At 72.9% G+C, this 25,660-nt stretch carries 17 protein-coding genes and 1 tRNA gene; 14 read left to right on the forward strand and 4 right to left on the reverse strand.

What is annotated here, in order from left to right:
* Nucleotides 1-511 precede the first annotated feature (511 nt).
* The 4 genes from EF879_RS28625 to EF879_RS14175 all read left to right on the forward strand — a co-directional run bounded on the left by EF879_RS28625 (nucleotide 512) and on the right by EF879_RS14175 (nucleotide 8,103).
* Nucleotides 512-2,770 carry an ABC transporter ATP-binding protein gene (locus EF879_RS28625; RefSeq protein WP_123558719.1) on the forward strand — a complete coding sequence of 753 codons (2,259 nt, stop codon included), beginning with the start codon at nucleotides 512-514 and terminating at the stop codon, nucleotides 2,768-2,770.
* A 260-nt stretch (nucleotides 2,771-3,030) separates the two neighbouring features.
* Nucleotides 3,031-3,858, forward strand: coding sequence for an alpha/beta fold hydrolase (locus EF879_RS14165; protein WP_148086440.1), 828 nt, complete (start codon nucleotides 3,031-3,033; stop codon nucleotides 3,856-3,858).
* A 153-nt stretch (nucleotides 3,859-4,011) separates the two neighbouring features.
* Entirely contained in the window at nucleotides 4,012-7,464 is a 3,453-nt protein-coding gene (locus EF879_RS14170; protein ID WP_123558723.1) for a non-ribosomal peptide synthetase, read from the forward strand.
* A 102-nt stretch (nucleotides 7,465-7,566) separates the two neighbouring features.
* Entirely contained in the window at nucleotides 7,567-8,103 is a 537-nt protein-coding gene (locus EF879_RS14175; RefSeq protein ID WP_158624173.1) for a GNAT family N-acetyltransferase, read from the forward strand.
* A gap of 314 nt (nucleotides 8,104-8,417) precedes the next feature.
* Here the strand turns inward: EF879_RS14175 and EF879_RS14180 are convergent.
* From EF879_RS14180 to EF879_RS14195, 4 genes are all read right to left on the reverse strand, one after another.
* Nucleotides 8,418-8,489: transfer RNA gene (locus EF879_RS14180), tRNA-Arg, on the reverse strand.
* Between the two features lie 198 nt (nucleotides 8,490-8,687).
* A complete protein-coding gene (locus EF879_RS14185) occupies nucleotides 8,688-9,374 on the reverse strand; it encodes a winged helix-turn-helix domain-containing protein (RefSeq protein ID WP_123558727.1) in 687 nt (228 codons plus the stop codon).
* Between the two features lie 177 nt (nucleotides 9,375-9,551).
* On the reverse strand, nucleotides 9,552-10,295 hold the full coding sequence (locus EF879_RS14190) for a DUF305 domain-containing protein (protein WP_123558729.1): 744 nt from the start codon (nucleotides 10,293-10,295) through the stop codon (nucleotides 9,552-9,554).
* A 5-nt stretch (nucleotides 10,296-10,300) separates the two neighbouring features.
* Nucleotides 10,301-11,170, reverse strand: coding sequence for a DUF3105 domain-containing protein (locus EF879_RS14195; protein ID WP_123558731.1), 870 nt, complete (start codon nucleotides 11,168-11,170; stop codon nucleotides 10,301-10,303).
* Nucleotides 11,171-11,265: 95 nt separating this feature from the next.
* On the opposite strand from EF879_RS14195, the gene argS reads away from it, so the two are divergent.
* The 10 genes from argS (at nucleotide 11,266) to thrB (ending at nucleotide 25,475) form a co-directional block, all read left to right on the forward strand.
* A complete protein-coding gene (gene argS / locus EF879_RS14200; RefSeq protein WP_123558733.1) occupies nucleotides 11,266-12,927 on the forward strand; it encodes an arginine--tRNA ligase in 1,662 nt (553 codons plus the stop codon).
* 3 nt (nucleotides 12,928-12,930) lie between these two features.
* Nucleotides 12,931-14,316, forward strand: coding sequence for a diaminopimelate decarboxylase (lysA, locus tag EF879_RS14205; protein ID WP_123558735.1), 1,386 nt, complete (start codon nucleotides 12,931-12,933; stop codon nucleotides 14,314-14,316).
* Nucleotides 14,313-15,662 carry a homoserine dehydrogenase gene (locus EF879_RS14210; RefSeq protein ID WP_123558737.1) on the forward strand — a complete coding sequence of 450 codons (1,350 nt, stop codon included), beginning with the start codon at nucleotides 14,313-14,315 and terminating at the stop codon, nucleotides 15,660-15,662. Before lysA ends, EF879_RS14210 begins: the two co-directional genes overlap by 4 nt.
* Nucleotides 15,663-15,872: 210 nt before the next feature.
* Entirely contained in the window at nucleotides 15,873-16,922 is a 1,050-nt protein-coding gene (gene thrC / locus EF879_RS14215) for a threonine synthase (protein WP_123558739.1), read from the forward strand.
* 379 nt (nucleotides 16,923-17,301) lie between these two features.
* Entirely contained in the window at nucleotides 17,302-20,580 is a 3,279-nt protein-coding gene (locus EF879_RS14220; RefSeq protein WP_123558741.1) for an efflux RND transporter permease subunit, read from the forward strand.
* A gap of 141 nt (nucleotides 20,581-20,721) precedes the next feature.
* Entirely contained in the window at nucleotides 20,722-21,975 is a 1,254-nt protein-coding gene (locus EF879_RS14225; RefSeq protein WP_123558743.1) for an MFS transporter, read from the forward strand.
* 192 nt (nucleotides 21,976-22,167) lie between these two features.
* Nucleotides 22,168-22,836, forward strand: a complete 669-nt coding sequence (locus EF879_RS14230) for a phosphodiesterase (RefSeq protein ID WP_148086441.1) — start codon at nucleotides 22,168-22,170, stop codon at nucleotides 22,834-22,836.
* A gap of 262 nt (nucleotides 22,837-23,098) precedes the next feature.
* Nucleotides 23,099-23,965, forward strand: a complete 867-nt coding sequence (locus tag EF879_RS14235; RefSeq protein ID WP_123558747.1) for an SPFH domain-containing protein — start codon at nucleotides 23,099-23,101, stop codon at nucleotides 23,963-23,965.
* A 12-nt stretch (nucleotides 23,966-23,977) separates the two neighbouring features.
* The gene (locus EF879_RS14240) at nucleotides 23,978-24,403 is read left to right on the forward strand and encodes a hypothetical protein (protein WP_123558749.1); all 426 of its coding nucleotides are present in this window, start codon (nucleotides 23,978-23,980) and stop codon (nucleotides 24,401-24,403) included.
* A gap of 124 nt (nucleotides 24,404-24,527) precedes the next feature.
* Entirely contained in the window at nucleotides 24,528-25,475 is a 948-nt protein-coding gene (thrB, locus tag EF879_RS14245) for a homoserine kinase (protein WP_123558751.1), read from the forward strand.
* Nucleotides 25,476-25,660: the final 185 nt, after the last annotated feature.

Here is a 25,660-nt window from a genome sequence, read left to right on the forward strand (position 1 = left end):
CCGCCCGGTGCCCCCGGGACGTCCATTTCGGCTCCAGCGTACGTCCAGCCCGGATCCGTATCGGGTCCACCAATTCTGCTTCATTTCTACAAGCAAACACCTGCGTCATGTAAATGCCCGTCACGGGCTGCGGAATTGTCTGTCAAAAATGCGAGAGGCCTCTTGCGTCGCCGCGGTCGGCCACCCTAGCATCAGATTTCGTAACCGGCGGTCGACGACGGTCGATCAAATGTGGAATTCCTGTGTGTCGCGCCCGTCGCGCCGGTGATTGACGCGCCTCGACACGTCATCCGGAATCGTCCGGCTCGCCATCGCGGCGGTCGGTCGGGTGGCGGCCCGGGAGCCGGGTGGCGGGCGGCGAGGGTGCCGCGGCGTCCCCGGCGGGGCACCGGGGCCGAGGCCGGGCGAGTTCCGAGAGCAGCTCCAGGACCGAAAGGGTGGTGTGCCGATGGGTGAGCCTGTGGGGCCGCGCCCGACGCGGGGTCCGGTTCCGGCCGGGAGGCCGGGTCCGGTGAAGGTCCCGGTCGGCGGGCCGATCAGGATCCCGGTGCCGGCGGGTGGCGCCCCGCCGGGAGACGTCCCGGTGGACGGTCCCGGACCGGTGCCGGTGGACGGTGCCGGTCCGACCGGCGGGCCGGTCGCGGCGCCGGTGGCGGATGCCCGGCCGGTGGGCGGACCGGTGCTGGTGGACGGTGCCGGCCCGGCCGAGGGACCCGTACCCGCGGGTGGCCCGGCGCCCGGCGCGGGACCCGGCCCGGCCGGGCCGCCGATGCGGGTGATGGGGCCGATGCGGCGGATCGGCGGAGGGCCGGGTGCGGCCTTCGGCGAGGGCCCGGAGATGGCGCAGGGCCCGGTCACCGAGGGACAGACCCGGTACGGCTTCCGCGACACCATACGGCTGGCCGCGTCCGCGCTCCGACTCGTCTGGGCGGCCGGCCGCCGCGAGCTGATCACCATACTGGCGATGGACGTCCTGCAGGCGGTCGCGGTCTTCTTCGTGATCATTCAGCTGCAGCGGGTCATCACCGATCTGATCATCCGGAACGAGGGGGGTAGCGCCTCCCAACTCTTCCTCAACATCGGTCTCTTCGTCGGCGCGAACATCCTGGTGGTGATCGCGCAGGCGGTGATCTCCAACCGGAGACCACTGCTCAGCGAACGGACCGCGATGTACGTCTGCGGCCAGGTCATCCGGGTCGCCAGCGCCGCCGAACTGGGCGACTTCGACGACTCCCGGTTCCACGACCGGCTCCAGCGGGCGGCGGCGAGCGCCGCCACCCGCCCCTCGATGCTGGTGCAGAGCCTGGTCATGATCGTCCAGGAGCTGATCGCGGCGGTCTCGATCTGGCTGGCCCTGGTCCTCATCGCACCGTGGATCGCGGTGGCCCTGCTGGTGGTGGTCGTCCCGGTGTGGATCAGCGGTGTGCGGGGCGGCGAGCACTTCTTCGGGTTCATCACCCGGATCACTCACACCGACCGCGGGCGCAACTACCTCTTCGGCCTGCTCACCAGCCGGGAGGCGGCCAAGGAGATCCGGGCGTTCAACATCGCCGGCTTCCTGGCCGAGCGCTGGCGGGCCTCGATGGGCAAGCGGATCGACCTGCTGGCCGAGACGATGCGCAAGCGGATGCGGGCCTCGCTGCTCGGCTCGGTGGGGAGCAACGTGGTGATGGCGCTCGCGGCGGCGGCGCTGATCGCGATGAACCACTGGGGAATGCTGACGCTGGCCGAGACGGCGACCGTGGCCGGTGTCCTGATGATGTTCAGCCAGCGGCTGCTCCGGTCGGTCGCCATGGCCAACGACTTCTTCGAGTCGGCTCCGCTGGTCCGCGACCTCAACGAGTTCCTCGCGCTCGAACCGAGCCTGATCCGGACCAGGTCCGGCCTTCCCTTCGGGGGCGAGTTCGCGGAGATCGAGCTGGATAACGTCTCGTTCACCTACTTCGGCGCCGAACGCGAGGCGCTCCGCGACGTGTCACTGCGCATCCGTGCCGGCGAGGTGGTGGCCCTGGTCGGGGAGAACGGCTCCGGGAAGACCACCCTGGCCAAGCTCCTCGGCGGGCTGTACGTACCGCAGCAGGGCGCGATCCGGATCGACGGGACCGACCTGCGGGAGATCGACACCGACAGCTGGCGGTCCGCGGTCGCGGTGCTCTTCCAGGACTTCATCCGGTACGCGCTGCCGGCGGGCGAGAACATCCACGTCGGCCGGACCACCCGGGAGCCGGTGCTGGAGGAGATCCGGGCGGCGGCCCGGGCAGCCGGTGCCGACGACTTCCTCTCGGCGCTGCCGGACGGCTACCGGACGATCCTGTCGCCGCAGTTCAACCGCGGCCAGGACCTGTCGCTGGGACAGTGGCAGCGGGTGGCGCTCGCCCGGGCGTTCTACCGGGACGCGCCACTGGTCATCCTCGACGAGCCGACCGCGTCGCTGGACGCCCGGGCGGAACGCGCCCTCTTCGACAGCGTGCGGGACCTGTACGCGAACCGTACCGTGCTGCTGGTCTCCCACCGGTTCGCCACGGTGCGCTCCGCCGACCGCATCATCGTGCTGCGCGACGGTCGGGTCATCGAGCAGGGCACCCACGACGAGCTGATGGCGGCGAACGGCCTCTACGCGGAGCTGTTCACCATCCAGGCCAGCGGCTTCGTCGACGCCGCGGAGGAGGACGACGATCCGGAGGCCTCGGGTGACCGGGAGTCCGGAGCCGTCGGCGAGCCGGGTGGGGCGCCCCGGATCGGGGCCGCGCCGGTTCAGGGGGGACGGTGACCAGCCAGCCGGCCGGGCGGGGGGTGCCGCCGGAATCCGCGTCGATCCCGGTGGGCCGCTCCTCCGCCGGCCGGCTGGCGATCCGGGGCCGGCCGGGGCCGGCCGGGAGGGGACATCGCTGGGGCCCGCCGGCCCCCGCGGGTCGGCCGGTCCACGCCGGCCCGCCGCTTTCCGCCGGTACGTCTCCCACAGGCCCGCGGCTCCCCGCCGTCCCGCCGTCTCCCGCCGGCCCGCCGGCCCCGGATCCGGTCGACGACGGGGTGCTGATCCCGATCCGTCGGGGGGAGCGCTTCCCGGCGGTCTTCGGGGTGCACTCCTCCACCGGCGGGGTGGCCGAGTTCGTCACCCTGGCCCAGCAACTCGACGACGGGCAGCAGTTCTTCGGGCTCCAGTCCCGGGGGCTGCTCGGCGGACCGCGGCCGGTCCCGACCGTGCCGGAGATGGCCCGGGACTACCTCGGGCAGGTACGGCGGGTGCAGCCGGTCGGGCCGTACCTCTTCGCGGCCTGGTCGATGGGGGGCTACGTCGCGGTCGAGATGGCGCGGCAGGCGGCCGAGCGGGGCGACCGGGTCGGCGGCGTCTTCCTGATCGCGCCGCCGCACGACGACCGGTACGGCCCGTGGCGGCGCTGGACGGGATGGCGGGCAGCCCGGAAGGTCCTGCGGAACCTGGACGACCGGATCGGGGCGGAGCCGGCCGAGGCGCCTCCGGGGCGGGAACTCCTGCCGTTGTGGGACCTGGACGAGGAGTCGTTGCCGGACCCGCTCGACGACGGCGTGGGCCTGCTCAGCGCGGAGGACCGGCAGCGGTTGCGGGTTGAGCGGACGAACCTGGTCAACGTCTGGGCCGGAATCCGCTACCGCGCGCGGCTGCGCCGGAGACTGCGCCCGTACGACCTGCGGGTCGTGCTCTTCGTGCCGCGCGACGACCCGGCGCGGGAGCGGCGCGACGCGGTCGCGCAGTGGCGAGGCGCGCTCCGGACCGAGCCCGAGGTGGTGTCCGTGCCGGGCGGACACGGCGACGTCCTGGTCGGGCCCGGGGCCCGGCTGATCGGGGCCCGGCTCCGCGCCGAGGTGGCCCGATGGTGACGGGTCCGGCCCACGACGTCGCGCTCGTGGTGACGAGGGCGACGGTGAACCACGGCGCCGCGCCCGGATCGGCGGCGGCGAGGTCCGCGGACCCCCGACCGGGCCGGCCGCGGCGGCAATTGCCCGAAGCAAGTGACTGGCGAGGGTGGGTGTGTGCAGGTGACGGTCTCTCCTTCTGAACTTCTTGGCGACCTCGAGGGCCGGGGTGTTCGCCTCTACCTGGCCGAGGACCAGCTCCGGGCGCTCGCCCCGAGGAACGTCCTCACCGAGGAGTTGCGGCAGCGGATCCGGGACAGCCGGGAGGCGCTGATCGAGCTGCTGCGGCGGCGGGCCAGCCAGGCTGACCTCATGACGGCCCCGCCGATCCGGGTGGCGGGCCGGGACGGGGTGCTGCCGCTGTCGTTCGCGCAGCAGCGCCTCTGGTTCCTGGCCCAGCTCGACCCGGACTCGGTGGAGTACAACATGCCGATGCCGGTGTGGTGGGAGGGCGACCTCGACCGGTCCGCCCTCGCCCGGGCCCTGGAGACCCTGCTGGAGCGGCACGAGGTGCTGCGAACCCGGCTGGTCGAGGGGCCCGACGGGGTGGCCTGCCAGGTCATCGACCCGCCGCCCCGGGTGGAGCTGCCGGTGGTGGACGTCTCCGCCGAGCCCGACCCGACCGCCGCCGCGCAGGCCCTGATCGCCCAGGACGGCGCGGTGCCGTTCGACCTCGCCACCGGGCCACTGATCCGGGCCCGGCTGATCCGGGTCAACGACCGCGAACACGTCCTCGCGCTCTGCGTGCACCACGTGGTCTTCGACGAGTGGTCGTCCGGGATCTTCCGGCGCGAACTGGGAGAACTGTACGACGCGTACCGGACCGGACGCCCGCCGAGGCTGCCGGAGCTGCCGGTGCAGTACGCCGACTTCGCGGTCTGGCAGCGGGAGTGGCTGACCGGCGAGGTGCTGGAACGGCAGTTGGAGTACTGGCGCAAGACCCTGGCCGGTGCCCCGGTTCTGGAACTGCCGACCGACCGTCCCCGACCGCCGGTGCGGTCGTCGGCGGGTGCCTCGGTGGAGTTCGAGGTGCCGGAGCGGGTGGTCGAGGGGCTGCGGGCGGTGACGCGGACCGCGGGCGCGTCGATGTTCATGACGCTGTTCAGCGCCTTCGCCGTGCTGCTCAGCCGCTACAGCGGCCAGGACGACGTGGTGATCGGCACCCCGATCGCGAACCGGAACCGGGCGGAGATCGAGGGGCTGATCGGGTTCTTCGTGAACACCCTGGTGCTGCGGACCGACCTCTCCGGCGACCCGACCTTCGCCGAGCTGCTTGGCCGGGTCCGGGAGGTGGCGCTGAGCGCGTACGCCCACCAGGACGTGCCGTTCGAGTCCGTCGTGGACGCGCTCGGGGTCAAGCGGGACCGGTCCCGGACCCCGTTGTTCCAGGTGATGTTCAGCTACGCCCAGGGCGGCGGGGCCCGGGCCGACGCGGAGGGCCCGGTAGGTCCGGTCGCGCCGGCCCGGCCCACCCCGGCCGAGGGCGGGGACGGGCACGCCCCGAAGCCGGTCAAGTTCGACCTGGCGTTGGCCTTCGGGGAGACCGGTGGCGGCGGACTCGCCGGCGGCCTCCAGTACGCCACCAGCCTCTTCGACGCCGACCGGATCGACCGGCTGGTGCGGCACCTGCTGGTGCTGCTGGAGGCGATCGCCGCCAATCCGCACCGGCGGCTCTCCCAACTGCCGCTGCTGACCGCCGAGGAGCTGGCGGAGCTGGACCGGTGGAACAGCGCCACGGCCGAGGTCCCGGCGGTCGGCGGCGTACACGAGCTGGTCGCCGCCCAGGCGGCGGCCCGGCCGGACGCGGTGGCGTTGCGCTCCGCGGGGGTGTGGCTGAGCTACGCGGAACTGGAGGCCCGGGCCAACCGACTGGCCCGCTACCTGCGGCAGGTCGGCGCGGCCCGGGAGGATCTGGTCGGGCTCTGCCTGCCGCGCGGCATCGACATGGTGGTGGCGGTGCTGGCGGTCTGGAAGGCGGGCGGCGCGTACGTGCCGATGGACCCGCAGTATCCGGCGGACCGGCTCGGCTACATGCTGACGGACAGCGGCGCCCGGTTCCTGGTGGCGACCGCGGAGACGGTGCGCACCCTGCCGGCCGGCGCGGTGCCGGCGGAGGTCCGGGTTCTGGTGCTGGACGACGCGGAGGTCCGGAGCGCGCTGGCGGAGCTGCCGGCCGACCCGGTCGGGCTGACGGTCTCGCCGGACCAGGCCGCGTACGTCATCTACACCTCCGGCTCGACCGGTCGACCCAAGGGAGTGCAGGTCAGCCACCGGGGAGTGGTGAACCTGGCGGTCGCGATGCAGCCGGTGCTCGGGGTGACCGCGGGGACGGTGGCACTCCAGTTCGCCTCGTTCAGCTTCGACGCGGCGGTGCTGGACATGGCGGTGGTGCTCGCCAACGGCGGCACCCTGGCGATCGCCACCGCGGCCGAGCAGGCCGAGCCGGGCGCGCTCGCCGCGATGATCGCCGACAACGGGGTGCAGACGGCCAGCGTGGTGCCGTCGCTGCTGGCCGTGCTCGATCCGGACCAGGTGCCCGGGGTACGCAACTGGGTGGTCGGCGCGGAGCGGTTGTCCGCCGGGCTGGCCCGTACCTGGGCCTCCCGGGCCCGGTTGTGCAACACGTACGGGCCGACCGAGGCCACCGTCATCACCACGGCGGTGCCGCTGACCGTACCTGACGGGGATCCGGAGCAGGACCCGCTCCCGCCGATCGGCGCGCCGATCGCGAACACCACGGTCCGGGTGCTGGACCGTTCCCTGCGCCCGGTGCCGGTCGGGGTGACCGGGGAGATCTACATCGGTGGTCCGGGCGTCGCCCGGGGCTACCACCGCCGGCCGGCGTTGACCGCGCGGCACTTCGTGCCCGACCCGGTCGCCGCCGACGGGTCCCGGCTGTACCGCTCCGGCGACCTGGGCCGGTGGCGCGCGGACGGGCAGCTGGAGTTCCTCGGCCGGGCCGACAACCAGGTCAAGGTCCGGGGATTCCGGATCGAGCCGGGGGAGATCGAGCACGTCCTGCGGACACATCCCGGAATCGCCGCGGCCGTGGTAATCGCGGACGGCGAGGGGGAGGACCGTCGGCTGGTCGGCTACCTCGTTCCGGCCGGCACCGATGGGCCGCCGCCCATCGCGGAGCTGCGCGACTTCCTCCGGGAACGGCTGCCGGAGTTCATGGTGCCGGCGGTCTTCGTCCCCCTGGACGCGCTGCCGCTCGGGCCGAACGGCAAGCTGGACCGCGCCGCGCTGCCGGTTCCGGACGGGGCACGGCTCGGCCCGGTCGGCGTCTACGAGGCGCCCCGGAACGCCACCGAGGAGCTGCTCGCCGGGATCTGGGCCGAACTGCTCAAGGTGGAGCGGGTCGGGGTGCACGACAACTTCTTCGACCTCGGCGGCCACTCGCTGCTGGCCACCCAGGTGATGTCCCGGGTACGGGCCATCTTCGACGTGGAGATCCCCCTCGCCACGCTCTTCGACCACCCCACCATCGCCGGGCTGGCGAAGGTGATCAACCAGCCCGTGCTGGAGGCGAGCGGTGGCCAGGAGGGGCTCGAGGAGTTCCAGCTGTGACCGCCGGTGGTCGGTGACCGCCGGCACCCGGGCGGACGCCGTGGCGACGTGCCGCCGGTACGTCGCCACGGCCGACCCGGGCCGACACCGATGGGAGCGGCGGTGACGACGACGGCATTTCCGCCGATTCGGATCGAGACCCAGCGGTTGGTCGTCGCCGAGTTCGAGGCGGCGGACGCGGGGAACGTCGCGGTCGTGATCGCGGCGGGGGAGTGGGACGCGTTGCCGCCCGGGGCGCCTCGCGACGCCGGCGCGGTGTGGCGATGGCTGCGGACCGACCTGGGTGTCTTCCGGGAGGCCGGACAGGGCGTGCACCTGGCGATCCGGCAGCGGGACAGCGGTACCCACGTCGGCGCGATGAGCCTGTTCCGCCTGGACCGCCGGCAGGGGACAGCCGAGGTCGGGTACGGCCTCCGGCCCGCCATGCGCGGCCGGGGGTACGCCGTCGAGGCGCTCTCCGCGCTGACCGCGTGGGCGCTCTCGACCGGCGGGTTGCGCCGGGTCGACGCGGTCACCGCGCCGGAGAACGCCGCCTCGCAACGGGTGGCCGAGCGGGCCGGCTACCTCCGGGTGGGCGTCACCCGCGATCCGCTGACGGGCCGGGAGATGCTGGTCTACCGGCGTACGCGAGCCGACTGACCGTACGCACCCGCGAGCTGTCGGGCTCGTCGATCAGCCCACGTCGCCACCGCGGTCCGAATCCCCGGCGACGAACATCACCCGCTCCGAGAGGTGTGAGGAAGGGCCCCTTCTTATCGTTTTTTGTATATAAAGGGGCCCTTCCTCACAGCCGTGGGTCACGTCTGACCGGGGGCAGGGCCCAGGGCTTCGGCGCGTATTCGGCACGGACGCCCGTCAGCGCCCGGTGACGGCCGGACACCGCCGAACAGAAGAAGATCGCCCCTGACCGTGTCTTGCCTGGTCAGGGGCGACTCTGTGCTGGTCGTCCAGGGTGCCCCCGGCAGGATTCGAACCTGCGCACCCGCCTCCGGAGGGCGGTGCTCTATCCCCTGAGCTACGGGGGCTCAGCGACCCAGGAAGAGTAGCAAACGAGGCCGCCCGGCGCCGAATCGGTATCCGTCGTGCCGTTCGGGTCGTCCGGCGTACCCGTGCCATCGCCGGTCGACCCGGGGCATCCGGTGGCCGTCGCCCGGAGCCGCGGTCGCCGGCCGGAGGCCCGGGCCGGTGCGTCGGGCCTTGCCGCACCGGCCCGGGCACACCGGCTACCGGCCGCAGCTGGGCAGCGCGTGCAGCACGATGCGGGCGGGCAGTCGGCGGGGCCACTCGGAGCGGGTCCAGGAGCCGTCCACCACGACGTGGATGTTCCGGCCGTCCGCGCCGCTGAGCCGGAGCAGGAAGTCCCGGGGCAGGGGCGGGTTGACGTTCGGGGTGGCGATGAGGAACCGCACCCGGCCGCGTCCCGAGACCGCGGAGAGGACGTCGGCGGCCGGCACCACGCCGTGCAGCCGGGTTCGCCCGATCCACCAGACGTCGGCCCGGTGCTCCAGGGCGGTGCGGACGATCGCCGGATACTCCCGCTCCACCCAGGTCGCCACGGCGTCGACGCAGAGCCCGCAGGCCCGGTCGGTGGGTCGGCGCGGCCCGAGGCCCCAGGCGCGCAGGTAGCCGCCCATCTCGGTGGCGTCGACGGCGAGGCCGTACCGGCGTTGGGCGAGGGCGGCGACGCTCTGCCGGGTCCAGAGTTCCTCGTCGATCCCGAAGTCATCGGGATAGCTGCCGCGGAGCGCCTCGATCAGGTCCAGTTCCTGGTCGCGGCTGAGGATGGCACCGCCCACCTCACCCGCCCTTTGGCCGCGGCGGACGGCTGCCACCGCGCCGTCGCCGCCGATGGTGTGTCGACGGCACCAACTGGTGACCGACCGACGTCCGTCCCGGAGAGCAACCGTCATGTCCTGGACAACGAGCGCAGATCGGGCATAGTCACGTTATGTACGGAGAAAACCTCCAAAATGGGCAAGTGCTCCAAGATGCAACTTAAGGTGCGTACCGCCGAACGGCACATACCGCGCGGGACACAGAACGGCGGCCACCCGCGAGGGTGGCCGCCGCCCGTGACGGTTGGCGTCCTACTGGGCGCCGAGCCTGATGAGCAGCGAGTTGATCAGCTCGATCTCCTTCTTCTGCCCGTTGACCATCGACTGTGCCAGCGCCGTCACCTGCTCGTCGTCGGTCAGCTCGATGACTCCCTGCGCCATGTGGATCCCGCCGAGGTGGTGGTCGCGCATCAGCCGCAGGAACAGGATGTCGAAGTCCCGTCCCGTGGCGGCGCGGAGCTGGGCCCGTTCGGCGTCGGTGGCCATCCCGGGCATCAGTCCGTCCTTCACCGCTCCGGCACCGTCGGGCATCCAGGCCATCCTCGGCTGGCTGCTGGTCGGGCTCAGTCCCCAGGTCTTCAACCAGGTCTGCATGGTGCCGATCTGGGCCTGCTGGGTGAGGGCGATGTCCGCGGCCAGGGTCCGGACGTCGGGGTCGCTCGTCTTCTCGTGCGCGAGGATCGACATCTCGACCGCCTGGGCATGGTGGGTCGACATGTCCCGGGCGAAACCGGCCTCCGGCGAGTCGTTCCCGGGTCGGAACAGCCCCGGGGCGAGTAGCCCGGCGGCGAGCCCGAGCAGCAACCCGAGCACGACCCCGAGAGCCAGCAGACCGGTCCCGGGACCGCGCCGACCCGGCCCGTCCGCGTCCACGCCGTCGGTCGGGCCACCCGTGGTCGGCCCGGCGGCCGCCAGGTCGGCCGGCGCCGCCTCCTCCGGCACCGTGGCGGTCCGCGCCTCCGCGTCGCCGGTCACGGTCTCAGACCTGCTGGTCATGGTGTTCAGCTGCCCTGCGGCATCGTCTGGTCGCCCGGAACGTTGTCGCGCGGCGTGGTGCCGGTCGCGGTGATGCCGCCGGAGCAGGTGGCACCCGGTTCCACGCTGGCGTTGACCCGCAGCGCCTCGATGAACTCGTCGATCCGGCTGTCGTCGGCGTTGTCGACCTTGAGCTGGTAGCCCCAGGCCTGCAGCGAGATCGGCCGGTCGAGGTTCTCGAACGGGCTCATCAGCATGTACTCGTTGCCGCGGACCTTCTCGGCCAGCTTCTCCACCTGGTCGGCCGGAAGGTCCGGCCGGTAGGTGATCCAGACCGCGCCGTGCTCCAGGCTGTGCACCGCGTGCTCGTTGGCGATCGGCGCGTCGTAGACGTCACCCATGCAGTTCTGCCAGGCGTTGTTGTGGGTGCTGCCGACCGGGGGATTGACCTTGTACGTCTGCGGGCCCGGCTCGTGCGACTCCTTGCCCGGCAGCGGGTCGACCGCCGACGGGTCAGTCTCTCGGTAGTTGACGATCCCGTCGATCGCCGCCGCCTTGTCCTCCCAACTCCTGCCGTTCTGGATCACCGCGTACGCGCCGTACCCGATGATGCCGGCGGCGAGGATCCCGACCGCGACGAAGATGGCGATGTTGCCCCAGGACCGACCGTGGCTGACCTTGACCGGCGTGACCGGCCGACGCTGCTGCGGCTTCTTCCCGCCGGTACGGCCCGCCGGGACCCGCGCCCCGGACGCGGTCTTCGCCGCCGGTTTCGTGCCGGTCGCCTTGCCCCCGGTCGCCTTGTCCGCGGCGGGCTTGTCGCCGGCCGGCGCCTTCTTACCGGTACTGACCACGGACGGACGGCGCTGTTCGCCGCCCGAGGTGCTGATGCTCATGGTCCCTCGTCAGGTCGGTCGGTCAGGGGATGGCGGCCGGCACACCTGCGGGGTCGCCACCGAGTGACTGAGTCTACCCCCGGTAGCATGTTTCGGTGACTCCCGCCAACCTCGCCGAGGCCGTTCTCGCCGCCGTCCGCGCCGTCTTCACCGAGCGCGGGCTCGACCACTCCGTCCTGCCGGAGTCGGTGACGCTGGAGCGACCACGCAATCCCGGGCACGGCGACTACGCCTCGACCATCGCCCTGCAGCTGGCCAAGCGGGTCGGCATGCCGCCCCGGGACCTCGCCGCCGCGGTCGCCGGGGAGCTGACCCGGACCCCGGGTGTCAAATCGGTCGACATCGCCGGCCCCGGCTTCCTCAACATCCGGCTCGACCCGGCCGCCGCCGGGCAGCTCGCCCGCGAGGTGGTACGGGCCGGCCAGGCGTACGGGCGCAGCGACCGGCTCGCCGGGACGCGGGTGAACCTGGAGTTCGTCTCGGCCAACCCGACCGGCCCGATCCACCTCGGGCACACCCGGTGGGCGGCGGTCGGTGACGCGCTGCGCCGGATCCTCGCCGCCGCCGGCGCCGAGGTGACCAGCGAGCACTACATCAACGACGCCGGCGCTCAGGTCGACCGGTTCGCCCGCTCGCTGTACGCGGCGGCGAAGGGCGAGCCCACCCCCGAGGACGGGTACGCGGGCGAGTACGTCGCCGAGATCGCCGCCCGGATCGTCGCCGAGCGCCCCGACGTGCTCGACCAGCCCGCCGACGACGCGGTCGCGATCTTCCGGGACCGTGGCTACCAGCTGATGCTGGCCGAGATGCGGGCCAGCCTGGAGCGGTTCGGCGTGCACTTCGACGTCTGGTTCTCCGAGCGGACCCTGCACACCAGCGGGGCGATCGACCACGCCCTGGCCCGGCTGCGCGAGCAGGGTCACGTCTACGAGGCCGACGGCGCGGTCTGGCTGCGCACCACCGCGTTCGACGACGACAAGGACCGGGTGCTGATCCGCAGCAACGGCGAGCTGACGTACTTCGCCGCCGACTCGGCGTACTACATCAACAAGCGGGAGCGCGGCTTCGACAAGTGCGTCTACCTGCTCGGTGCCGACCACCACGGCTACGTCAACCGGCTGCGGGCGATCGCCGCCTGCGCCGGCGACGACCCCGACTACCACATCGAGATCCTGATCGGCCAGCTCGTCAACCTGGTCCGCAACGGTGTCCCGGTGCGACTGGCGAAGCGGACCGGCACCATCATCACCCTGGACGAACTGGTCGACGCGGTCGGCGTGGACGCGGCCCGCTACTCGCTGGCCCGCTCCTCGACCGACTCGCCGCTGACCCTCGACATCGAGGTGATCACCCGGAACTCCAACGACAACCCGGTCTACTACGTCCAGTACGCGCACGCCCGGATCGCCTCGCTGCTGCGCCACGCCGCCGAGCTCGGCATGAGCCGGGGTGACGACTTCGACCCCGGGCTGCTCAGCCACGAGCGGGAGAACGACCTGCTCAAGACGCTCGGCGAGTTCCCGGAGGTGGTCGCCACCGCCGCCGAGCTGCGCGAGCCGCACCGGATCGCCCGCTACCTGGAGGAGCTGGCCGGGACGTACCACCGGTTCTACGACGCCTGCCAGGTGCTGCCCCGCGCCGACCGGCCGGTGCCGGAGCAGCTGACCCGGGCCCGGCTCTGGTTGGTCGAGGCGTCCCGGATCGTGCTGGCCAACGGCCTGTCGCTGCTCGGCGTCTCCGCCCCCGAGAGGATGTGAGCCGTGCGCGCGCACGAGGCGGGGGCGCTGCACGGCGACCTCGGGTTCCGAGGACCGACGTGGCTGCGTACCCCGGAGGACGTCAACGCGCTGGTGCCGCAGCTGTGGCCGCGGACGGTGGCGCGGGGCGCCGATGGTGCGCTGCGGGTCGCGGGCCTGGACGTCCGTGAGCTGGCCGCGGAGTACGGCACGCCGGTGTACGTCCTCGACGAGGACGACCTGCGGAGCCGGTGCCGGGAGTTCCGGGCGGCCTTCCCGGACGAGGAGATCTTCTACGCCGGGAAGGCGTTCATCTGCCGCGCGGTCGTCCGGATGATCGCCGAGGAGGGTCTTTCCCTCGACGTCTGCTCCGGTGGGGAGCTGGCGGTGGCGTTGGCCGCCGGGATGCCCCCGGAGCGGATCGGCTTCCACGGCAACAACAAGTCGGTGTCGGAGCTGCGTCGGGCCCTGGACGCGGGGGTGGGACGGATCATCGTCGACTCGTTCCAGGAGATCGACCGGCTGACCGCGCTGGCCCGGGAGCGCGGCGTCCGGCCCCGGGTGCTGGTCCGGGTCACGGTCGGGGTCGAGGCGCACACCCACGAGTTCATCGCCACGGCGCACGAGGACCAGAAGTTCGGCTTCTCGCTGGCCGGCGGGGCGGCGGCGGCCGCCGCCTTCCGGATCCTCGACGAGGACGTCCTGGAGCTGCGCGGGCTGCACTCGCACATCGGGTCCCAGATCTTCGACACCAGCGGGTTCGAGGTCGCGGCCAAGCGGGTGCTCGGGCTACAGGCGCAGATCCGGGACGCGCGCGGGGTCGAGCTGCCCGAGCTGGATCTCGGCGGTGGCTTCGGCATCGCGTACACCACGCAGGACGACCCGTCGACCCCGCACGAGCTGGCGAAGCGGCTGCACAAGATCGTCGAGGGGGAGTGCGAGGCGCAGCGGCTGGCCCTGCCGCGGCTCTCGATCGAACCGGGGCGGGCGATCGTCGGCCCGGCCGTCTTCACCCTCTACGAGGTCGGCACGGTCAAGGACGTGGACGGGATCCGGACGTACGTCAGCGTGGACGGTGGGATGAGCGACAACATCCGGACCGCGCTGTACGACGCGTCGTACTCGGCGACCGTCGCCTCCCGCGCGTCGGCGGCCGAACCGATACTCGCCCGGGTGGTGGGAAAGCATTGCGAGGCCGGGGATGTGGTGGTGAAGGATGAATTCCTGCCCGCCGACGTGCAGCCCGGAGATCTTCTCGCCGTGCCCGGAACGGGAGCCTACTGTCGGAGCATGGCCAGCAACTACAACCATGTGCCCCGGCCACCCGTCGTCGCGGTCCGCGAGGGCCGGGCACGGCTGATCGTCCGGCGGGAGACCGAAGACGATCTGCTGGCATTGGATGTGGGATGACGAAGCCTGTCCGTCTGGCCCTGCTGGGCTGCGGGACCGTCGGCACCGAGGTGGTACGCCTGCTGCACGAGCAGGCCGCGGACCTGACCGCCCGGGTCGGGGCCCCGCTGGAGCTGGCCGGCATCGCCGTACGCCGACCCGGCCGGGACCGGGGACCGCTGCCGGTCGATCCGAGCCTGTTCACCACCGACGCCCTCGGCCTGGTGAAGCGGGACGACGTCGACCTGGTGATCGAGGTGGTCGGCGGGATCGAGCCGGCCCGGAGCTGGCTGGTCGAGGCGATGCGGGCCGGCAAGAGCGTGGTGACCGCCAACAAGGCGCTGCTCGCCGAGGACGGCGGCACGCTGCACGACGCCGCCGCCGAGGGCGGAGCCGACCTCTACTACGAGGCGGCGGTGGCCGGTGCCATCCCGCTGCTCCGCCCGCTGCGCGAGTCGCTGCACGGCGACACGATCACCCGGGTCACCGGGATCGTCAACGGCACCACCAACTTCATCCTCTCGGCGATGGACGCCACCGGGGCCGGCTTCGCCGAGGCGCTGGAGGAGGCGACCGAACTCGGCTACGCCGAGGCCGACCCGACCGCCGACGTCGAGGGCTTCGACGCCGCCGCGAAGGCCGCGATCCTCGCCTCGCTCGCCTTCCACACCCGGGTCACCGCCGCGGACGTGCACCGGGAGGGGATCACCGAGATCACCGCCGCCGACATGGCCAGCGCCAAGGCGATGGGCTGCACCATCAAGCTGCTCTGCATCGCCTCCCGAGGCCCGGACTCCACCGGCACCGACTCGATCAGCGTCCGGGTGCACCCGGCGATGATCCCGGTCAGCCACCCGCTGGCCAGCGTCGGTGATGCCTTCAACGCGGTCTTCGTCGAGGCGAAGGCCGCCGGCCAGCTCATGTTCTACGGCCGCGGCGCGGGAGGGGCACCGACCGCGAGCGCGGTGCTCGGCGACGTGGTGGCGGCGGCCCGTAACCACCTGGCCGGGGTGCGGGCGCCGAGCGAGTCGGCGTACGCGGCGCTGCCGATCCGACCGATGGGGGAGGCGATCACCCGCTACCACATCAGCCTCGACGTCGCCGACCGGCCGGGCGTGCTCGCCGCGGTCGCCGGGGTCTTCGCCCGGCACGGCGTCTCGATCGCGACCGTGCGGCAGGCGTCCGTACCGCCGGGGCCGGGGGGCGCCGCCGCCGGCCCGGCCGGGCGCAGCGGCGACGCGGACCTGGTCATCGTCACCCACGCCGCGCCGGACGCGGCGCTCGCCGCCACCGTCGCCGAGCTGCGCCGGCTGGAGATCGTCCGCTCGATCACCAGTGTGCTGCGGGTCGAGGGCGAGGGGAGCTAGACACGGCGTCGACCACGCCGGGGCCCCTCCGGAAGGGGCTTTCCGGCGTGTCGGCAACGCCACGATCGACGAGCCTCGTGGGACGGGTGTCTCGCCAGGTGGTTACTGGGTGGTGCGATGGGCGCCGCTCGGCCACGGTGAGTCACCGTGGATAGGGGCCGCCGAGCGGCGGTGGCCCCGGAGTCGACACGCGGAGGCGAGGCGAGCGTTATGTGGCGGGGTCTGATCGAGGCGTACCGGGAGCGGCTGCCGGTCAGCGATGCCACGCCGGTGATCACCCTGTACGAGGGGAACACCCCGCTGATCCCGGCACCGGTCCTGTCCAGCCGGACCGGCTGTGACGTCTACCTCAAGGTCGAGGGGGCCAACCCGACCGGCTCGTTCAAGGACCGCGGGATGACCGTGGCGGTCTCCAGGGCGGTCGAGGCCGGGAACAAGGCGATCATCTGTGCCTCCACCGGCAACACCAGCGCATCCGCGGCGGCGTACGCGGCCCGGGCCGGGCTCACCTGCGCCGTCCTGGTGCCGCAGGGCAAGATCGCGCTCGGCAAGCTGGCCCAGGCGCTGGTGCACGGCGCCCGGCTGTTGCAGGTCAGCGGCAACTTCGACGATTGTCTGGCGCTCGCCGCCAAGCTCGCCATCGACTACCCGGTGGCGCTGGTCAACTCGGTCAACGTCGACCGCCTGCACGGCCAGAAGACGGCCGCGTTCGAGATCGTCGAGGCGCTCGGCGACGCCCCCGACATCCACTGCCTGCCGGTCGGCAACGCCGGCAACATCACCGCCTACTGGATGGGCTACCAGGAGGAGGCCGAGGCCGGCAACGCCACCCGTCGGCCGAGGATGTACGGCTTCCAGGCATCCGGGGCGGCCCCGATCGTCACCGGTCAGGCGGTACGCGAGCCCTCCACGATCGCCACGGCGATCCGGATCGGCAACCCGGCAAGCTGGACCAAGGCGGTTGACGCGCGGGACGCCTCCAGCGGCCTGATCGCCGCGGTGACCGACCGGGAGATCCTCGCCGCCTACCGGCTGCTCGCCCGGGAGGTCGGGGTCTTCGTCGAACTGGCCAGCGCGGCCAGCGTCGCCGGGCTGTTGCAGCAGGCCGCGGCCGGCACGGTGCCGAGCGGGTCCACGGTGGTCTGCACGGTGACCGGGCACGGGCTCAAGGACCCGGAGTGGGCCATCTCGACGGCGCCCTCGCCGATCACCATCCAGAACGACGTACTGACGGCGGCCCGGGCGCTCGACCTGGCCTGAGCAGCTCGTGCTGGCCTGAACGGCTCGTGGCGGGTGGGGTTGCTCCGGCTGGCGTCCCCGGCGGGTTGGTCGCGTCGGCGGGCGTCCGGTCGACGCGGCCCGGATGTGAGGGTCGGTCGTGTTCCGGTGTCGTCGCGGATCCGGCGTGGGTTGGGTCAGCGCGGCGCGGGCCGGCGAGCGGCGGGAGCTGGGAGGATGCCCCCTGAGAGGAGACTGAGGCCGGGTTGCCTGGTCAGGGGGTCCGCCCGGACGATGGCGCGGAGCGCCCCCACAGCGCACCCAAGATCCGCGTCAGGCACACTGCTCCTGCCGCGCAGACTCGGACCCGCGTGAGCGTCAGTCACCTCGCGTTACTCGATGCACAGGAGTGAGCCGCCGCATGTCGTTGCTCGCCAGACTCAGTCTCGCCAACCGAGGGTTGGTCGCCCTCGTGGCGATCGTGATCACGGCGTTCGGGCTGTTTGCCGTGCCCTCGCTGAAGCAGCAGCTCCTGCCGTCGCTGGAGTTCCCGGCGGCGTTCGTCGTCGCGCCGTACCCGGGTGCCGGGCCGGAGGTCGTCGAGGCGCAGGTGGCCGAGCCGATCGAGAACAGCATCCAGGGCATCGCCGGGCTGACCAAGGTCACCTCGACCTCGCGGGAGGGCAGCGCCACCCTGCAGGTGGAGTTCGAGTTCGGCACCGACCTCGAGGACGCGGTGAACAAGCTGCAAACCTCGATCAACCGGATCGAGACGCAGCTCCCGGAGGGGGTCGAGCCGCAGGTGTTCGCCGGCAGCACCGAGGACATCCCGGCGGTGGTGCTGGCGGCGTCCGGCGGCGGTGACGAGCGGACCCTCACGGAACGGCTCTCCACGATCGTCGTACCCGAGCTGAAGGCGATCGAGGGGGTCCGCGCGGTCGAGCTGACCGGGGCCCGCGACCTGCAGGTGGTGATCATTCCGGACCCGGCCAAGCTCGCCGCCGCCAAGGTCGACCCCACCGCCATCGGCACGGCGTTGCAGGCCAACGGCGTGACCATCCCGGCGGGCGGCATCACCGAGGGCGACCGGACCCGCCCGGTCCAGGTCGGCGGCCGGATCACCTCGGTCGAGGACCTCGCGAACATCTACCTGGCGCCGGCCCGGTCCGGCGCCAGGCCGGTCCGGCTCGGCGACGTCGCCACCGTCCAGGAGCAGCCCGCCCCGCCCACGTCGTTCACCCGCACCGACGGCGCGGACAGCCTGGGCATCTCGATCACCGCCACCCCGGACGGGAACGCGGTTCGCATCTCACACGAGATCCGGGACCGGCTCGACGACCTCGCCGCCGCCTCGGGAGCCACCCTCACCGTCGTCTTCGACCAGGCGCCGTTCGTGGAGAAGTCGATCGAGAGCCTCACCACCGAGGGCCTGCTCGGTCTGGTGATGGCGGTGCTGGTGATCCTGGTCTTCCTCCTCTCCGTCCGGTCCACCCTGGTCACCGCGGTCTCGATCCCGCTCTCCGTGCTGGTGGCGCTCCTGGCGCTCTGGATCGGCGACTACTCGCTGAACCTGCTCACCCTCGGCGCGCTGACCATCGCGGTCGGCCGGGTCGTGGACGACTCGATCGTCGTCCTGGAGAACATCAAGCGGCATCTCGGGTACGGCGAGGACAAGCGTGAGGCCATCCTGACCGGCGTCCGGGAGGTGGCGGGCGCGGTCACCGCCTCCACCCTCACCACCGTCGCCGTCTTCACCCCGATCGTGCTGGTCGGGGGCTTCGTCGGGCAGCTCTTCGCGCCGTTCGCGATCACCGTGACCGTGGCGCTGCTCGCCTCTCTGCTGGTGTCGCTGACGATCATCCCGGTGCTGGCGTACTGGTTCCTCCGCCCGGCGAACGGCGGCGCGGACGCGGAGAAGATCCGCCAGGCGGCGGAGGAGAAGGAACTGCGGAGCCCGTTGCAGCGTGGGTACCTGCCGGTGATCCGGTTCGCCACCCAGCGGCGCTGGCTCACCGTCGGCCTCGGGCTGGTGGTGCTCCTCGGCACGTTCGGGCTCGCCACCCGGCTGGAGACCAACTTCCTCGACGACTCGGGCCAGGACACCCTCAGCATCCGCCAGGAGCTGCCGGTCGGGACGAGCCTCGCCGCCACCGACGCGGCGGCCCGGCAGGTCGAGGGGGTGCTGGCCCGGACCGACGGGATCGAGACGTACCAGGTGACGGTCGGCGGGAACGGCGACCCGTTTAGCGGCGGGGGCGCCGCCAACACCGCCACCTTCTCCGTCGCGCTGACCGAGGACGCCGACGCCGACCACGTCGAGCAGGCGCTGCGGGCGGAGTTCGACAAGCTCAGCGGCGTCGGGGACCTTCGCTTCGGCGGCTCCGGCCACCCGGGGAGCGGGTCCACCAACGAGATCCAGGTGATCGTCCAGGCGCCGGACGCCGAGGTCCTGAAGCGGGCGAGCGAGCAGGTCCGACAGCTGATGACGGAGATCTCCGGGATCACCGACGTGCAGAGCAGCCTGGCGGAGAGCGCGCCGCGGATCGACGTCACCGTCGACCGGGCGGCCGCCGCCCGCGCCGGCCTGACCGAGGCCGCCGTCGGCCAGCTCGTCGCCCAGCAGTTCCGGGGTGCGGCGCTCGGCCAGGTCACCCTCGGCGGCGAACCGCGGGATGTGGTGCTCCGGACCGGGATGCCACCGGCCGGCGTCGAGGCGTTGCGGGCACTGCCGGTCGGGCCGGGTGGCGCGGTGCGGCTCGACGACATCGCCGACGTCACGGAGGTGCAGGGGCCGCTGGCGGTGACCCGGATCGACGGCGAACGGAGCGTCACGGTCAGCGGTACGGCGACCGGGACGAACCTGGGGGCGATCACCGCCGACCTGAAGCGACGCCTCGACGCGCTCGACGTACCGGGGGCGACCTTCACCATCGGTGGGGTCAGCGCGGAGCAGCAGGAGGCGTTCGCCGACCTGGGCCTGGCGGTCCTCGCCGCGATCGCGATCGTCTTTGTGATCATGGTTGCCACCTTCGGCAGCCTGATCCAGCCGCTGATCCTGCTGGTCTCCGTGCCGTTCGCCGCCACCGGCGCGATCGGCCTGCTGCTGGCCACCGGTACGCCGCTCGGCGTACCGGCGCTGATCGGGATCCTGATGCTGGTCGGCATCGTGGTGACCAACGCGATCGTGCTGATGGACCTCATCAACCAGTACCGGGCCCGGGGAATGGGGGTGGTCGAGGCGGTGGTCGAGGGTGGCCGGCGCCGGCTCCGGCCGATCCTGATGACCGCCGTCGCCACCATCTGCGCCCTCCTCCCGATGGCGTTCGGGTTGACCGGTGAGGGCGGGTTCATCTCGCAGCCGCTGGCCATCGTGGTGATCGGCGGCCTGGTCAGCTCGACGCTGCTGACCCTGGTGCTGGTGCCGACGCTCTACACGATGGTCGAGAACACCAAGGAGCGGATCCGGCGGCGGCGGAGCCGGTCGGCTGCCCCGGACGCCGGGTCGGGGTCGTCGGCTCCGGCCGGAGCCGACGGGACGGGGCCGGTCGACGCCGGACTTCAACCGGCCGGGGTCGCCCCGGCACCGGCCGCCGGACGGCCGGCACCCTCCGGTGCGCTGATCGACGGGACGGACCAGTTCGAGGTGCTGCGGCTGCCGAAGACGCGCCGCTCGCCGCTGCCGCCGAAGCCGGAGAGCTGACCGAGGGCGTGCCGGGTCGGGTGGGGGCCACCCGACCCGGCACCGCCGCGGCGGGCGAGACCCGGACGGTACGGCGTCGCCGTCGGCCGGGTCCGGCGGTGGCGAGCGGGCGCTCCGGGCCGGGCAGGTAAGGTACGGAACGTGTCGTCACCCCTTTCGGTCCTTGCCGGTAACCGGGACTTCCGCCGTCTCTTCGCCGCCGAACTGGTGGTCTTCGGTGCCGACTGGTTCGTCATGGTGCCGCTGCTGGTGCTGTTGCCCGAGCTGACCGGCAGCGGGGTCTGGGGCGCCCTGGTGCTCGCCGCCGACACCGGTATCCTCGCCCTTCTACTGCCGTACACCGGCACCGTCGCGGACCGGGTGGACCGCAAGAAGATCATGGTCGGGGCGAACCTGACCGCACTGCTCGCGGTCCTGCTCCTGCTCGGCGTCCGGAGCTCCACCACCGCCTGGCTGGCGCTGCTGGCGATCGGGGCGATCGCGGTCGCCAAGGCGTTCTACTCGCCGGCGGCCCAGGCAGCCCTGCCGAACGTGGTCGATCCGGCCGACCTCGCCGGAGCCAACGCGGTCGCGGGCTCGGCGTGGGGGACGATGACGGTCGTCGGGGCCTCGCTCGGCGGCGTGCTGACCGCCGCGCTCTCCCCGTACGCCTGCTTCTGGTTGGCGGCGGCGGGCCTGGCCGGGGCCGCGGGCCTCACCTGGCTGATCCGCCGGCCGATGCAGGTGCCGCGGGACGAGAGCGTTCCGGCGCCGCGCCCCTGGACGGCGATCCGGGAGGCGCTGCGGTACATCGGCGCCCGGCCCCGGGTGCTGGCGCTGGTGACCGTCAAGAGCGCGGTCGGCCTCGGCAACGGCGTGCTCACCGTCTTTCCGCTGTTGGCCGGGCTGGCCGGGGTCGGGGCGGTCGGCACCGGCCTGCTCTTCGCGTCGCGCGGCGCCGGGGCACTGGTCGGACCGCTGGTGATGCGCCGGGTGCTGACGAACCGGTCGTGGCTGTTGACCGGGCTCGCGCTCTCCATGTCGACGTACGGACTGGCCTACGTCGGGGTGTCGGTCGCCGGCTGGTTCCCGCTGATGCTGCTCCTCGTCTTCGTCGCCCATTTCGGGGGCGGCAGCAACTGGGTGCTGTCGAACTTCGCTCTCCAGGGCGAGGTGCCGGACCAGCTGCGGGGCCGGGTCTTCGCCACGGACATGATGCTGGCGACGCTGGCCATCGCGGTCAGCCAGCTCGCGGTCGCGGCGGTGGTGGACCACGTCGACGAGCGGGTGGTGCTGGCCGGGTGCGGCCTGGTCACCGTGGTGTACGCGGTGGGCTGGTGGGCGGCGACCCGACGGCTGGACATGTCCGACGAGCGGGGAACCGGTCCAGCGGTCGAGGCAACGTCGGGGGTGTGAGGTCCGCGGTACCCGCCCGAGGGGTCGGGGCCGGTGGACCATCGGGCGTCGGATCGCGGGGTGTCTCGGCCTGGTCACCGCTCCGCCGACCCGGTGGATCGTCCCGTGGGTCCGGGCCGCGCGGTTGACGGTTGCGGAGACGGGTGACGGTTGACCGGTCCCGGAACGGGTACGGCGTACCGCATCGACACGATGGCCCGAACCGGACCGGCCCGCCGCATCGCCAGTTGGCGTGGCGGGCGACTGCTGCATCCGCGCGGGATCTCGTTCACCGGCCAGGCCGACCTCTGGGGGCGGCTGGCCGTACGGCTGCTGGGCGGGCCTGGCCGTTGTCCGGTGACGGTCCGGCTCTCCCGGGGGACCCCGACCCCGGACGGCTGGCCCGACCTGCTGGGGCTCGCCGTCCGGCTGCACGGCCCCGCCGGCCCGTTCGACCTGCTCCTCTCCACCACCGCCGAGCGACCGCTGCTGCGGCACCTCCCGGTACCGCGTCGGGACTTCGCCGGACCGTACGGCAGCCTGGTCGGCTACCGGGTGGACGGCCGACGGGTGTACGTCCTGGCGCGCGCGCCGCATCCGCTCGGCCGGAGCCTGGCCGAGCTGGCCGCCGTCGCGGCCCGGGGCGAGGTCCGGCTGGAGCTGTTGGCGGCCGGGGTGACCGGCGGCTGGTCGACGTTCGGCCGGATCACCGTCGGCGAGCGGCTGTCCGCCGAGGTGGATGCGGCGCTGGCCTTCGACCCGGACGGGGCCCACCGCTGCGCGCTGCGCCCGCGGGGCCTGATCCAGCGGCTGCGGACCGTCGCCTACCCGCTGTCCCAACGGACGCGGGGCGCCGCACGGGATCAGGCAGACCTGCCCTAGCCGCCCCTGTGGCTGTCGTTCTGGTGGCCGTCGTCCCTGTCCCGTCCGCCGCGGTTCGTGGTCCGTCCGCCGCAGTTCGTGGTCCCCGTGCTCGTGTCCCGACCGCCGTGCTTCGTGGTCCGTCCGCCGTGGGTTCGGCCCGTTGCCCGGCTGCGGCACGGGGCCCGCGCGCGGAACCGGGTGGTGTCGCCGGGGCAGCGCCACAACCTGCTTGCGGCGATTGGCTATCGTAGTGATATCACATCGCTAGTAAGGAGATGTCATGGAGCGATCCGCCTTCCGGATCTCGGGCTTTCTCGCGATCGGGGGGCTGCTGGCCCTGACCGCCCTCGCGCTCGCGGTCACCGTGCCGGTCCTGCGGGCCTCCGGCCCCCACCCCTGGATGCTCGCCGTCGTCATCGGCTACGGCCTGGTCGTGTCGTGCGCGGCCACCGGGTTCACCGTGGTCAACCCGAACGAGGCCCAGGTGGTGCAGTTCTTCGGCCGCTACGTCGGCAGCATCCGACAGCCCGGCCTGCACTGGACCGTGCCGCTGACCGAGCGGAAGCGGGTCACCCTCCGGGTGCGCAACTTCGAGACCGACCGGCTCAAGGTCTCCGACGCCGACGGAAACCCGGTGGAGATCGCCGCGGTCGTCGTGTGGCAGGTCGTCGACACGGCCAAGGCCGTCTTCGCCGTCGAGGACCACGTCGAGTACGTCGCGGTGCAGGCCGAGGCCGCGGTCCGGCACCTGGCCACCAGCTACCCGTACGACGCGCACGACTCCGGCCGGGCCAGCCTCCGGGACAGCGCGGTGGTCAGCGAGGAGTTGACCGGGGAGCTACGCGAACGGGTAGAACTGGCCGGGGTGGAGGTGCTGGAGTCGCGGACCACCCACCTGGCGTACGCGCCGGAGATCGCCCAGGCCATGCTGGCCCGGCAACAGGCGAACGCCGTCGTCGCGGCCCGATCCAAGATCGTGGAGGGTGCGGTGGGAATGGTCTCCAGCGCCCTGGATCGGCTGCGGGAGGAGCACGTCGTGGAGCTGGACGAGGAACGGACGGCCCAGATGGTGGCGAATTTGCTGGTCGTGCTCTGCGGCGACCGGTCGGCCCAGCCGGTGGTGAACGCCGGGTCGCTCTACGCCTAGACCGTCCGTTCGATGGCCGAGCGCAAGAGACTTCTGCTGCGGCTGGATCCCCGGGTCTACGACGCGATCGCGAAGTGGGCCGCGGACGATCTTCGCAGCGTCAACGCCCAGATCGAGTTCGCCCTGCGCCTCGCGCTCCGGACGGCCGGCCGTACGCTGCGGCCGGCCACCGGCGCGCCCTCCGCCGGGGCCGCGGGGGCGGCGGGAGATTCCGCGCCGGATGCGCTGTCGGAAGCCGCCCCGCCGGCTGCCGCCTCGGGGACCTCCGCGCCGGATGCCGCCTTCGGAACCTCCCCGCCGGCGCCGGCGCCAGGCCTGGTGGACCGGCCGGAGACGCCGTCGTCGGACGGGACGGAGTCGGACGGCGTCGTGGCCCCCGGACCGTCGGACGACGCGGACCGTCCCGGCCGGGCCCGGAATCTCCCCGAGCCCGGGTAGCGCTGCGGCGACCGCGCTCCGGCGTCGGACCGGGGCTGGCGTACCCTCAACCCCGGTCGCCGGCCCGCGTCCAGGACGCGGACAGCCGCTCGGGCGAACCCCGGCCGTTGCCTAGCATGAACCGATGCCTCCGTCCTTCGTTTCCGAGCCGGTCCGGGTGCGCGTGCCCGCGACCAGCGCCAACCTCGGCCCCGGCTTCGACGCCCTCGGCCTCGCCCTGACCCTGTACGACGACGTCGCCGCCTGGGTCGCCCCGACCGGCTGCCGGGTCGAGATCAGCGGGGAGGGCGCGGGGGAGCTGCCGACCGGGGACGACCACCTTGTCGTACGCGCGATGCGGGCCGCCTTCGACGCCCTGGGCGGTCAGCCGCCCGGCCTCGTGGTCGAGGCCGTCAACCGGATCCCGCAGGCCCGGGGACTGGGCTCCTCCTCGGCGGCGATCGTCGCCGGGGTGACCCTGGCCCGGGCCCTGGTGGTCGACGGTGCCGCGCGGCTCGACGACGCGGCGGTGCTGCGGCTGGCGGCGGAACTGGAGGGGCACCCCGACAACGTCGCGCCCTGCCTGCTCGGCGGCGCCACCATCGCCTGGTCGGATCCGGACGGCGGGGCCCGGGCGGTACGGCTGCCGGTCGCGCCGGAGGTCCGGCCGACGGTCCTGATCCCCGAGGAGCGCGGGCTGACCGCGGTGGCCCGGGCCGCCCTGCCGGCGACGGTGCCGCACGCCGACGCGACCCGCAACGCCGGGCGGGCGGCGCTGCTGGTGCACGCGTTGACGACGGATCCGGCGCTGCTTCTCCCGGCCACCGAGGACCGGCTGCACCAGCCGTATCGGGCGACCGGGATGCCGGCGACGGCGGCTGTGGTCAACGAGCTTCGTGCGGCCGATGTGGCCGCTGTGGTCAGTGGGGCGGGACCCACCGTCCTCGCCCTCACCCCGGTGCCGGACGGACTCCTGCCAGGAATAGGCTGGACCGCACAAAGGTTGGCGATAGACGTAGCCGGGGCCCGGGTCGACCGGGGTAGACTGGGACACGCCGAGCGGGACCCTGTTGCCGCAGGTCGGAAGAGTTGATTACGCTCTAGACCTAGCACAGCCGCGAAGCAATGCGACTCCTGCGGGTCGGTGCACCCCCGAAGCTTTCGGCGGTTAGCCCGTCTCACCCCTGCCTAGGTCTACGCCGTACCGCAGTTTCCACAGGTCGCCGCAGGCGGCGAGACCTGCTCACCGCTGTTGGTGGGTCGGAAATCCACCGGCTG

It is taken from the genome of Micromonospora sp. HM5-17 (genome assembly GCF_003762835.1).
Classification (GTDB): Bacteria; Actinomycetota; Actinomycetes; order Mycobacteriales; family Micromonosporaceae; genus Plantactinospora.

Excerpts from the sequence above, each read along its gene's own strand:
- thrC (WP_123558739.1), top strand. The coding sequence starts at position 15,873 with ATGTGGCGGGGTCTGATCGAGGCGTACCGGGAGCGGCTGCCGGTCAGC.
- EF879_RS14235 (WP_123558747.1), top strand. The coding sequence starts at position 23,099 with ATGGAGCGATCCGCCTTCCGGATCTCGGGCTTTCTCGCGATCGGGGGG.
- EF879_RS14185 (WP_123558727.1), bottom strand. The coding sequence starts at position 9,374 with ATGACGGTTGCTCTCCGGGACGGACGTCGGTCGGTCACCAGTTGGTGC.
- EF879_RS14240 (WP_123558749.1), top strand. The coding sequence starts at position 23,978 with ATGGCCGAGCGCAAGAGACTTCTGCTGCGGCTGGATCCCCGGGTCTAC.
- EF879_RS14195 (WP_123558731.1), bottom strand. The coding sequence starts at position 11,170 with ATGAGCATCAGCACCTCGGGCGGCGAACAGCGCCGTCCGTCCGTGGTC.
- EF879_RS14190 (WP_123558729.1), bottom strand. The coding sequence starts at position 10,295 with ATGACCAGCAGGTCTGAGACCGTGACCGGCGACGCGGAGGCGCGGACC.
- EF879_RS14210 (WP_123558737.1), top strand. The coding sequence starts at position 14,313 with ATGACGAAGCCTGTCCGTCTGGCCCTGCTGGGCTGCGGGACCGTCGGC.
- EF879_RS14230 (WP_148086441.1), top strand. The coding sequence starts at position 22,168 with ATGGCCCGAACCGGACCGGCCCGCCGCATCGCCAGTTGGCGTGGCGGG.
- thrB (WP_123558751.1), top strand. The coding sequence starts at position 24,528 with ATGCCTCCGTCCTTCGTTTCCGAGCCGGTCCGGGTGCGCGTGCCCGCG.
- EF879_RS14220 (WP_123558741.1), top strand. The coding sequence starts at position 17,302 with ATGTCGTTGCTCGCCAGACTCAGTCTCGCCAACCGAGGGTTGGTCGCC.